This window comes from Rhodonellum sp. (assembly GCF_030656585.1).
Taxonomy (GTDB): Bacteria; Bacteroidota; Bacteroidia; order Cytophagales; family Cyclobacteriaceae; genus Rhodonellum; species Rhodonellum psychrophilum.
The window spans coordinates 1-9,510 of record NZ_JAUSPP010000030.1 but is presented as its reverse complement, the minus strand read 5'-3'; the positions used below and the strand labels follow the sequence as shown (position 1 = coordinate 9,510).

The following is a 9,510-nucleotide window of genomic DNA, read 5'->3' as shown; positions in this document are numbered from 1 at the left end:
TATGGTTCAGCATTACACCAGGTTTGGGCATTGAAGCGGTGCGAGGCATGGTGACAAGGGACAAAATCAGGATCAAAGACAGAATGAACGGTGAAGACATCAACATGAACTTTACCGAATTTGAAGACAGATTTGGCTTGAAACTTTCCTTGGAAACTTTCCAAAACCTCGTGTTTGCAAACATCCCAAATGAATTCAGCTACAGGGACAGATTACTGCGGATCGGAAAGTCTTTTGAACTCACACAAGTCAGGGATGGCGTGAGGTACCATTCAAAGGTCAGTACCACACATGGGAAAGTCGAGGAGTTGACAAGCAATTCACTCAACAATCTTGGTGCTTTATTGGCCAGTTATCCCTCATTTGAAACCGTAAACAAACAACCTTTCCCGAGCAAAATGCTGGTCAAACTTTCCTTTAAAATTCCGGAGGAAATCCAAAATTTCATTATTCTTGTGGAAATGACAAAAATTGACACCCAGGAAAATTCACTCTCTTTTCCCTTTCAATTTTAGAATATGAAGCAACAAATAATGGTGCTTTGCTTGGTTTTTGTTTTGGGAGCCCTTCCATGGCACACAGGGTTTGCGCAAACCAAAAAATCAAGGGAGCAGTTGGAAAACGAAAAAGCGGATATTCAAAAGCGACTGATGGAGTTTGACAACATCCTCAAAAAAACAGCTGAAACCAAAAAGACTTCCATCGGGCAGCTCAATGTCGTCAACAAACAGCTCCAAACCCGAATCACCTATATCAACACACTCAGCCGTGAGGTAGTCCTGATCGACAAGGAGATTTCCGGAACGGAAAAAATGATCCTCAATCTGGAAAATGACCTGAAAAATCTCAAGGCTGAGTATTCCAAAATGATCTATACTGCGTCCAAGCTGAATGGCGGCCTGACGATGACTGCATTCGTTTTTAGCTCTACTACGTTCAAGCAATTTTACATGAGATTGAAATACCTCAAGCAATATACTGACGCCAGAAAAAAACAGGTTGAACAAATAGAACTCGTAACAGCCGACCTTGCCTCCCAGCGAAAAAAACTGGAAGACAAGCGGGTAGAAAAACAACAAGTCATCAATCAGGAGCAGCGACAAAAGCAACAACTGGATGTCGCCAAAAAGGAACAACAGGGAATTGTCAATAACCTGACCCAGCAGGAAAAAGATCTTCGGAAACAAATAGCAGCTGCGAAAAAACAACAAGAAGGTCTCAACCGAATGATCAAACAGATTATCGAAGAAGAGATCAGACGTGCGGAAGCAGAAGCCAAAAAGAAAAACACAAAAACCACTACCGCATCGGGAAGCTCCATTCCACTTACCCCAGAGGCAGCGGCCTTGTCAAGTTCCTTTGCGGGAAACAAGGGGAAACTCCCTTGGCCGGTTGAAAGCGGATTTATTTCCAAAAGATTCGGAACACACCCACATCCTACTTTGAAAGGGATTTCGGAAGACAATGACGGCATAGACATTCAAACCAACCCAGACGCGGGCGTGAGATCCGTATTTGACGGAGTGGTGACGAAAATCTTCACGATTCCCGGATATGGTGGCACCATTGTAGTCAAGCACGGTGAATATTACACCATGTACAGCAAACTAAAGGTAATTTCAGTTAAATCCGGACAAACTGTGAAAGCCAAACAATTGCTCGGTCATGTTTTCACCAATAAGGAAGGCGTGGCTGAAGTCCATTTCGAATCTTGGAAGGGACTTCAGCCTATGGACCCGTCCATTTGGCTTACAGGCAGATAGAAATAAAAAAAGTGTATCTTTATAAAAAAGAAAGATAACGACCATCCAATCCTTTGCGTTAGAGTGGTACAGTTATATCTTTGTAAAACATAATCATTAAACAACAACGTCATGACAACATTGGGATTCATACAAAATATGGGAGGTGGATCAATAGTATTGATCATCTTGGTAATTGTCCTTCTTTTTGGTGCCAAAAGGATTCCCGAATTGGCTAGAGGGTTAGGTAGAGGAATAAGAGAATTCAAAGACGCCACCAAAGAAATTCAAGATGACTTGGAAGAGGGTTTAAAGGAAAAAAAGAAAAAAGACTAAAAAAATCAAACCTTGGAAAAATTCATTTCCTTCGATGAAATAAAAAAATCGCTTGAAAACAGAGAAACTGATTGTTCAGCGATTGTTAAATACTACCTCCAAAATATTCAAACGAAGGCGCATCTAAACGCCTTCGTTGAAGTTTATGAGCAGTCTGCTTTGGCTCAGGCCGAACTCATCAATGAAAAAATCGCCAGTGGCAAAGCGGGTAGACTTGCCGGGATGGTCATTGGTATTAAGGATGTTCTCTGTTATGATGCGCATGAAGCCAATGCTTCAAGCAAAATCCTACAAGGTTTTGAGTCCCAATTCACCGGCACAGCGGTACAAAGATTGATCGACGAAGATGCAATTGTAATCGGAAGATTGAATTGTGACGAATTCGGAATGGGAAGCTCAAACGAAAACTCAGTTCATGGACGTGTCCTAAATGCCGCTGACGAAACCCGAGTACCCGGTGGTTCTTCGGGCGGGTCGGCTGTAGCTGTTCAAGCCAACCTTTGCACCGTTTCCCTGGGAACGGACACAGGCGGATCAGTCAGACAACCTGCAGCATTCACTGGTATAGTGGGTATCAAACCTACCTATTCCAGGGTTTCAAGATGGGGATTGATTGCCTATGCATCCTCTTTTGACACCATTGGTGTGTTTTCAAAAACGGTAAAGGACAATGCTCTTGTGATGGAAATCATGGCTGGCCATGATAATTTTGACAGTACCGCATCTAGAAAACCTGTCCCAAAATACAGCGAACTGCTCCACTTTGATAAACGTGTGAAAATCGCCTATATCAAGGAAACAATTGAATCCCCGGCATTGCAGCCAGAGATCAAGGCCAACACCTTGGCTGTATTGGAGAAACTCAAAAACGAAGGGCATCAAGTTGAGGAAGTTGATTTCCCCTTGCTAAAATATACGCTTCCCACCTATTATATTTTGACCACTGCCGAAGCGAGTTCAAATCTTTCACGATTTGATGGCGTTAAATATGGGTACCGTACTCCCAATGCCCATAATCTGGAGAGCATGTACAAGCTTACGCGATCCGAAGGTTTTGGCGAAGAGGTAAAGAGAAGAATCATGCTTGGCACTTTCGTCCTTAGCGCCAGCTATTATGATGCTTATTTCACCAAAGCACAAAAAGTAAGAAGAATGATCAAGGAATCCACTGAGGATTTATTGAATAAATTTGACTATATTATCATGCCGACCACGCCATCTACGGCGTTTAAGTTTGGAGAGCACAGTAACGATCCCGTGGCCATGTACCTTGAAGACCTCTTCACCGTACAAGCCTCCGTCTCAGGAGTTCCCGCATTGTCCATCCCAAATGGCAAAGACAAATTGGGACTTCCGATCGGATTGCAGATCATTACCAACTCTTTCAAGGAAGCAGAACTTTATGCTTTTGCAAATTATTTGTCAGCGTTTAACAGCAATTGAAATCAAAATACCTGACCATGAAAAAATTCATCCCGCCTTTCTTTTTATCCCTTATTTTAGGTTTGATAGGGGGTCCACTTGTTCATGGTCAGGAACTTTTTTTAGTCAACAATGTCTCCATTGAGGAGGAGACGATTTCTCCAAAATATCAATTTGATTACATCCCTGATTTCACCTACCAGCAAGTAGCCACAAGAGTGGGTGCAATGGAGACGGAAATGTCCTTCAATTTGAATGAAAGGATTTTTTCCTTCATCAATTATTTTGCGGTCAGAAATAGGGAATATTCGAGAATGGTCTTGGAAAGAAAGGATATTTTCTTTCCTCTTTTTGAAGAAACATTGGCAAGGCACGACATGCCAGATGATATAAAGTTTTTGGCCATCATCGAGTCCGGACTGAATCCAAAAGCAAAATCAAGGGTAGGCGCAATGGGACTATGGCAGTTTATGCCTGCTACTGGAAGAATGTATAACCTGCACGCCAACAGTGATATCGATGACAGAATGGATCCGGAAATGGCAACAGATGCCGCAGCAAAGTATTTAAAATCCCTTTACAGAATGTTTGGGGATTGGGAAGTCGCTCTTGCTGCCTATAACTGTGGCCCTGGAAACGTCAGAAAAGCCATCAGGAAATCCGGTGGGAAGAAGACTTTTGAGGGAATATATGATCATCTTCCGAAAGAAACCAGAAGCTATGTCCCCCAATTTCAGGCAATGATGTATGTTTTGAGATATGCCGAGGAACACAATCTCGTCTTGGAACATCCCTCCTACCCCATTGCATATGACAAAATCCTCTTCAACCAAGAATTGGATTTGGAGAAATTCGCCAAAATGACGGACATTTGCATCGCCGATTTGGAACAGCTCAATCCTTCCATTCAAAATAGATTGATTCCCGCCTCACATCAAAATCTTGCCCTACGTATCCCAAAATCAAAATCCGACTACGTAACAGAAAATCTTAACGAGTTTTCAAATGCCGTGAAGTTGACTTCGGACAGGTATGTCGCCCTTCGGCAACCCAACAGCATCAACACCAACAAACCCGCAGTTGCGGCCACAACCAACGTTTCTACCGCCAACCAAGAACGGATCCCTTATAAAGTAAAATCAGGTGATGCGTTGGGGAAAATCGCCCAAAAACATGGGACCACAGTGGACAACATCAAAAGTTGGAACAACCTGACTTCCAACACCATTAAGATTGGGCAAACACTCTACATTTTTGCCTCGCAAAAATCCCCAGATCAAAACATTGCCCAAAACACCCAACGATCCCCTTCGTCAATCGAAAACCCTAAAGTCTATATCGTCCAGCCGGGTGACTCGCTCTGGTTGATTTCAAAAAAATTGAATGGAATTCATATTGATCAAATCAAAAAACTCAATAACCTGAATTCAAATCAAATCAAGCCGGGGCAAAAATTAATCATAGGATAAACTAAATTATTGGTATTTACTTTTTTATTATTCCTCCATTTAATAAACTGTGAGCGTTTGATCCATTAAAAATTCAAAGTTATGTCCATAAAAAACAAATCCCTATTGGTACTTGCCCTATTTATGGCAAGTATGGTACTTTGGAGCTGTGAAGAAAATTCGGAGACGGCTTCCTCCATGAAACCCAAAGCCAGAGGGGCTATTGGAGAAATAGTTTTGGCCATCGATTCTGTCAAATGGCAAGGCCCTGTCGGTGTTGCCTTGAGAGAAGTCTTCCAAGAGGATCTCCAAGGACTCATTCGAGATGAAAGCATATTTACCATCAGGAGAGTCGATCCGAGAGCCATGTCACGAATCCTTCGCATGGCCACCAACATCGTCTATGTCACCACCTTCGATGACAGAAAAGCAGGCAGTCAAAACATCAATTCCCAGTTTACGAAAGAATCAAAAGAAAAAGCACTGTCTGACCCCTCGCTCTATTTACTGAGAAAGGTTGATGAGTTTGCACTTGGCCAAGAAGTAATCTACCTTTTCGGAAACAGTGAGCAGGAACTTATCCAAAATCTTGAAATCAATAAAGGTAAGATTCAAAACTTATTCGCGGTCAGAGAAAGGGACAGATTGGCCAAATTGCTGCTTGCCAGAAAAAGCTCCTCTGCAAGTGTGGCAGGAGAACCCCTAGGGTTGAAAATAAATGTCCCTGCTTCTTATCAGATCGCCAAACAAGAGAATGATTTTTTATGGTTAAGACAACCTACACCAACAGGAAATCGGCCAGATATCAGTCTTTTCTTTTACGAAACCGACTATGTCTCCGAGGATCAAGTCTCGCCGGAATCCATTATTGAACTGAGAACTGAAATCACCCGGAAGCATATTTATGGCGATCCCAACAACAGAAATTCTTACTTGGTGATTGAGACGGTGGATCCCGCCCCCGTATTTAAAAATTTTATGATCAATAACAATTACGCGGTCGAAATCAGGGGCGGTTGGAAAACAAACAACCTGAGTATGGGAGGTTCCTTTTTGGCTTATGCGATCGTAGATAGCAAGGAAGGAAAACTGTATTATATGGAAGGCTTTCTATACTACCCAAATGAATCCCACCGTGAATCTATAAGAGAAATTGAAACCCTATTGCTAGCGACAGAAGTAGCCCCAAAAGGTGAAAAGGAAAGCTAATTAAACACACAATACACCTTTATGGCGATTAAAATCAGAAGAGAAGACGCATTAAATTATCATACCCAAGGCAAACCAGGTAAAATCGAAGTGGTTCCGACCAAACCCCTCTCAAGTCAAATTGACCTTGCATTGGCCTACTCACCCGGTGTGGCTGAACCCTGCAAGGAAATAGCTGCTGATAAAGAGAATGTCTACAAATACACGGCAAAAGGAAATCTTGTCGCAGTGATTACCAATGGCACAGCAGTATTAGGACTTGGTGACATCGGACCAGAAGCATCAAAACCCGTTATGGAAGGAAAAGGTGTCCTTTTCAAGAAATTTGCAGGTATCGATGTTTTTGACATAGAAATCGACGAGAAAGATCCTCTCAAACTAATCCAAATCATAAAATCGCTTGAGCCCACTTTTGGCGGAATAAATTTGGAAGATATCAAAGCACCGGAATGCTTTTTAATTGAAACCACGCTGAAAAAAGAGATGAATATCCCTGTCATGCACGATGACCAGCATGGGACGGCAATTATTTCTGGAGCGGCATTGATCAATGCGCTGGAAGTGGTGGACAAAAAACTTGAAAATATCAAGCTTGTGGTTTTGGGAGCTGGAGCTGCTGCAGTTTCCTGTACGAGGTTTTACATCAGTTTGGGTGTCAATCCTGAAAACATTGTCATCTGTGACAAAGAAGGTGTAATACGTGCGGACAGACACGATCTTGATGATATCAAGAGGGCTTTTGCTACCAATAGGGATATCCATACCCTTTCCGATGCCTTGACTGGCGCGGATGTATTCTTGGGCTTGTCCGCTGGGAATGTAGTGACAGCCGAACAAATCCAGCTAATGGGACCCAATCCAATTGTTTTTGCATTGGCCAATCCAGATCCCGAAATTTCCTATGAATTGGCAATGTCTTCCCGCGAAGATCTTATCATGGCTACAGGCAGATCTGACTATCCCAACCAAGTGAATAACGTTTTGGGATTCCCATACATTTTTAGGGGAGCATTGGATGTCCGAGCAACCTCGATCAATGAAGAGATGAAATTGGCAGCCACCAAAGCGATTGCCAAACTTGCCAAAGAAGCCGTACCCGAGATAGTTAACAAAGCCTATGGAGACAGCAAATTGGCTTTCGGTAGATTTTATCTGATTCCAAAACCACTTGACCCAAGACTCATCACTACCATTGCACCTGCAGTAGCAAGAGCAGCCATGGAATCCGGTGTCGCCAAAACCGTCATTACTGACTGGGAAGCCTATGAACTTGAACTTCAGGAGCGTATTGGAATTGACCAACGCCTGATGTCAAGAGTGATCTCCAGAGCGAAAAAGAATCCAAAAAGAGTCGTGTTTGCCGAAGCTGACAATATCAAAATATTGAAAGCTGCTCAAATCATTCGGGATGAAAAAATTGCCATTCCAATCTTGCTGGGCAACACCGACAAAATCAAGAACCTAATTGAGGAGAACAAGTTGGATTTGAGTGGTGTCACCATCATCAATCCTTATGAAAATGAAGACAAGTTAAGCCACTTTGGCAGCGTTCTTTTTGAGAAGAGAAAAAGAAAGGGTTTAACCGCACCTGAGTGTTACAGGTTGATGAGGGACAGAAATTATTTTGGCGCGATGATGGTGCAATTGGGTGAAGCAGATGCGCTGATTTCGGGTCTTACCAAGGATTATCCCAAAACAATTCTTCCTTCCCTTCAAGTTATCGGGATCAAACCCGGAGTGGACAGGGTTGCGGGAATGTACATCATGAATACCGCAAAAGGCCCCTATTTCTTTGCCGATACGACCGTTAATCTCAATCCAACTGCTGAAGAATTGGCGGAAATCATCGGATTGACTGCCAGTGGAGTCAAATTCTTTGATATTGAGCCAAGAATTGCGGTCCTTTCCTATTCAAACTTTGGCTCAGCCAAGGGAGAAGTCGCTTCAAAAACTGCCAAAGCCACAGAGATTGCAAAAGCCAAATTCCCTAACTTGGTGATTGAGGGTGAAATGCAGGCCAATGTCGCATTAAATGAGGAAATTCAAAAAGAGAATTATCCATTCAGTGCCTTGATTGGAAAAAAAGCCAACACTTTGATTTTCCCCGACCTAAGCTCCGGTAACATCGCTTACAAACTCCTTTCAGAAATCGGAAATGCCGAGGCTATCGGCCCGATTCTTTTGGGGATGAACAAGCCCGTGCACATCCTACAATTGGGAAGTTCCATCCGGGAAATCGTCAATATGGTAGCGATTGCAGTGGTCGATGCCCAAACGCAAAGTGCTCTATGATCGTATATCTAAAAGGCAAACTTGTCTTTAAAGACCCCACTTATGTCATCATTGACATAAGTGGGATTGGCTATCAAGTCAAAATATCCCTTCAGACATATTCAAAAATAAAAGATGAGGAGCAGGTAATGCTCCTCACCTTTTTACACATCAAAGAGGATGCCCATACCCTATATGGATTCAAAGAAGAATCTGAGAAAAAATTATTTTTAAACCTGATCTCCATTTCAGGAGTGGGTCCGAACACTGGTTTGATGATTTTATCCTCCCTAAGTACCGAAGAACTTGAGCAGGCCATTATCCAAGGAGATGACAAAACCATCCAAAATGTAAAAGGCGTTGGAATAAAAACTGCCCAAAGAATAATCTTGGAATTGAAGGACAAGGTGAGAAAGGATTCCCTTTTGGACAATGCTACTGCCCCACAAGGCTTTATGAAACAAAGTAATAAAACCCGTGAAGAAGCGTTGCAAGCATTGATTACTTTGGGTTTTCCAAAAGCAGCCGCCGAGAAAAATATAGCGACAGTTTTGAAAAAAACAGGGAACGAAATTTCCTTAGAAGATTTAATTAAAGCATCTTTAAAGACTTCTTAATTAATAGAAAAACCAATTGGACTTTTGCTGTAGCTGTTTTTTTTTGGAAAAGCGTTCAGTCTTCTTCTTCCCGACAATAGCGCTCCTGCTCTTGAATTTTTCATTATTCCCGATAGCGAAAGCCAAGGCCCAACAAACAAATATTGATACGCTAAACACAAGAATGGACTCCCTCAATAAAAGAAGGATGCTCCCCTCTTTTCTTTTGTGGCAAAACCTGAACACAAATCCATTATACCCAAGCCAAAACCCCTTCAGTAAACGGTATTCGCCATTTTATCTCAATGAGGCCAAAGAACAAAAGATACAAGTTGAGCTGGATTCTGTTTTGAAGTATAGAATTCAAGATCAGTTGGATTCAACAGATGTGGAATCAGGCTATGTCTATGATTTTGAGGATTTCTCAAAACTCCAGGAATTCCGAATCAGGCAGGAGTATTGGCGCAACCGATCCAGGGGAATGGA

Annotated in this window: 9 protein-coding genes; all 9 read left to right on the top strand. The window is 42.4% G+C overall.

Features of this window, described 5'->3' with window-relative positions:
• Window positions 1-515, top strand: a 515-nt coding sequence (locus Q7J63_RS07050) for a DUF4292 domain-containing protein (RefSeq protein WP_304884981.1), incomplete at its 5' end; no start/stop codon positions are given.
• Between the two features lie 18 nt (window positions 516-533).
• Window positions 534-1,763: a murein hydrolase activator EnvC gene (locus Q7J63_RS07045; RefSeq protein ID WP_304884983.1), complete on the top strand. Its 1,230-nt coding sequence runs from the start codon at window positions 534-536 to the stop codon at window positions 1,761-1,763.
• Window positions 1,764-1,874: 111 nt separating this feature from the next.
• Entirely contained in the window at window positions 1,875-2,078 is a 204-nt protein-coding gene (gene tatA, locus Q7J63_RS07040; protein ID WP_019597904.1) for a twin-arginine translocase TatA/TatE family subunit, read from the top strand.
• Between the two features lie 12 nt (window positions 2,079-2,090).
• Window positions 2,091-3,521 (top strand): Asp-tRNA(Asn)/Glu-tRNA(Gln) amidotransferase subunit GatA, encoded by a 1,431-nt coding sequence (gene gatA / locus Q7J63_RS07035; protein ID WP_019597905.1) that lies wholly within the window; start codon window positions 2,091-2,093, stop codon window positions 3,519-3,521.
• A 17-nt stretch (window positions 3,522-3,538) separates the two neighbouring features.
• Window positions 3,539-4,969 carry a lytic transglycosylase domain-containing protein gene (locus Q7J63_RS07030; RefSeq protein WP_026333642.1) on the top strand — a complete coding sequence of 477 codons (1,431 nt, stop codon included), beginning with the start codon at window positions 3,539-3,541 and terminating at the stop codon, window positions 4,967-4,969.
• An 81-nt stretch (window positions 4,970-5,050) separates the two neighbouring features.
• Window positions 5,051-6,157 (top strand): DUF4837 family protein, encoded by a 1,107-nt coding sequence (locus Q7J63_RS07025; protein ID WP_019597907.1) that lies wholly within the window; start codon window positions 5,051-5,053, stop codon window positions 6,155-6,157.
• A 21-nt stretch (window positions 6,158-6,178) separates the two neighbouring features.
• Complete coding sequence (locus Q7J63_RS07020; protein WP_019597908.1) at window positions 6,179-8,449, top strand: NADP-dependent malic enzyme; 2,271 nt, start codon at window positions 6,179-6,181, stop codon at window positions 8,447-8,449.
• Window positions 8,446-9,045: a Holliday junction branch migration protein RuvA gene (gene ruvA, locus Q7J63_RS07015; RefSeq protein ID WP_019597909.1), complete on the top strand. Its 600-nt coding sequence runs from the start codon at window positions 8,446-8,448 to the stop codon at window positions 9,043-9,045. The genes Q7J63_RS07020 and ruvA overlap by 4 nt, the downstream gene beginning before the upstream one ends.
• 43 nt (window positions 9,046-9,088) lie before the next feature.
• On the top strand, window positions 9,089-9,510 hold a 422-nt coding region (locus Q7J63_RS07010; protein WP_304884974.1), incomplete at its 3' end, for a hypothetical protein.

Excerpts from the sequence above, each read along its gene's own strand:
- Q7J63_RS07045 (WP_304884983.1), top strand. The coding sequence starts at position 534 with ATGGTGCTTTGCTTGGTTTTTGTTTTGGGAGCCCTTCCATGGCACACA.
- tatA (WP_019597904.1), top strand. The coding sequence starts at position 1,875 with ATGACAACATTGGGATTCATACAAAATATGGGAGGTGGATCAATAGTA.
- Q7J63_RS07030 (WP_026333642.1), top strand. The coding sequence starts at position 3,539 with ATGAAAAAATTCATCCCGCCTTTCTTTTTATCCCTTATTTTAGGTTTG.
- Q7J63_RS07025 (WP_019597907.1), top strand. The coding sequence starts at position 5,051 with ATGTCCATAAAAAACAAATCCCTATTGGTACTTGCCCTATTTATGGCA.
- Q7J63_RS07020 (WP_019597908.1), top strand. The coding sequence starts at position 6,179 with ATGGCGATTAAAATCAGAAGAGAAGACGCATTAAATTATCATACCCAA.
- ruvA (WP_019597909.1), top strand. The coding sequence starts at position 8,446 with ATGATCGTATATCTAAAAGGCAAACTTGTCTTTAAAGACCCCACTTAT.